This is a genomic window from Streptomyces sp. NPDC032198, from assembly GCF_040636975.1.
Classification (GTDB): Bacteria; Actinomycetota; Actinomycetes; order Streptomycetales; family Streptomycetaceae; genus Streptomyces.
In genome coordinates, this window is record NZ_JBEZVL010000050.1 from 1 (window position 1) to 1,276 (window position 1,276).

The window sequence follows — 1,276 nt, forward strand, 5'->3', positions numbered from 1 at the left end:
TACTTCGGGTCGCGGTTGAAGACTGTCTTTGACCAGTGGTAGCCGAGGGTGGAGAGTCCGAGGCACCAGGCGAGGGTGATCCAGCCGTTGTGGCCGATTTCGCTGCCGAGGAGGAGGCCGCGGAGGGTTTCGATGGCGGGGGTGAAGGGCTGGTATTCGGCGATGGGCTGGAACCAGGTGGGCATGGAGTCGACGGGGACGAAGGCGCTGGAGAAGAGCGGCAGCAGGATCATGGGCAGGGCGTTGTTGCTGGCGGCTTCGGCGTTGGGGCTGACCAGGCCCATGCCGACGGCGATCCAGGTCAGGGTGGTGGCGAAGAGGACCAGGAGGGCGAAGGCGGCGAGCCATTCCAGGGGGGTGGCGTGGGTGGAGCGGAAGCCGATGGCCACGGCGACGGCGCCGACCAGGACGACGCTGGCCACGGATTGCAGGACGCTGCCGATGACGTGTCCGATGATGACCGAGCCGCGGTGGATGTTCATGGTGCGGAAGCGGGCGATGATGCCTTCGGCCATGTCGGTGGAGACGGAGACGGCGGTGCCCACGACGGTGCCGCCGATGGTCATGAGCAGGATGCCGGGGACGATGTAGGCGATGTACTGGGCGCGGTCGGCGCCGGTGCCGCCGATGCCCGCGCTCATCACGTCGCCGAAGAGGTAGACGAAGAGCAGCAGCAGCATGATGGGTGTGAGCAGGAGGTTCAGGGTGAGGGAGGGGTAGCGGCGGGCGTGCAGGAGGTTGCGGCGCAGCATCGTGGAGGAGTCGCGCAGCGCGAGGGGCAGGGAGCTCATCGGACGTTCTCCTTGGGCTGGTGGGGGAGGGTGGCCGGGCCGGTGAGGGCGAAGAAGACGTCGTCGAGGTCGGGGGTGTGCACGGTCAGTTCGTCGGCTTCGATGCCCTCCGAGTCGAGCCGGTCGAGGAGGGAGCGCAGTGCGTGCTGGGTGCCGTCGCTGGGGATCTGCAGGGCCAGTGCCTCGTCGTCGCGGGTGACGTCGTGCAGGGCGGTGGCGGCCATCTGGTAGGTGTCCGGGTGGTCGAAGCGCAGGCGTACGTGGCCGCCGGGGATGAGGCGCTTGAGTTCTTCGGCGGTGCCTTCGGCTGCGATCTTGCCGTTGTTGAGTACGGCGATGTGGTCGGCGAGTTCGTCGGCCTCTTCGAGGTACTGGGTGGTGAGGAAGACGGTGACGCCGTCCGTGACGAGTTCGCGGATGATGGCCCACATGTTGTGGCGGGAGCGGGGGTCGAGGCCGGTGGTGGGCTCGTCGAGGAAGATGAT

General features: G+C 67.6%; 1 protein-coding gene and 1 pseudogene. Both read right to left on the reverse strand.

Features of this window, described 5'->3' with window-relative positions; translation table 11 throughout:
* Positions 1–791, reverse strand: a 791-nt coding sequence (locus tag AB0E78_RS41840) for an ABC transporter permease (RefSeq protein ID WP_361844969.1), incomplete at its 3' end; no start/stop codon positions are given.
* Positions 788–1,276 (reverse strand): annotated as a pseudogene (locus AB0E78_RS41845) (ABC transporter); the annotation flags it as partial. The pseudogene AB0E78_RS41845 and the gene AB0E78_RS41840, both read right to left, overlap by 4 nt.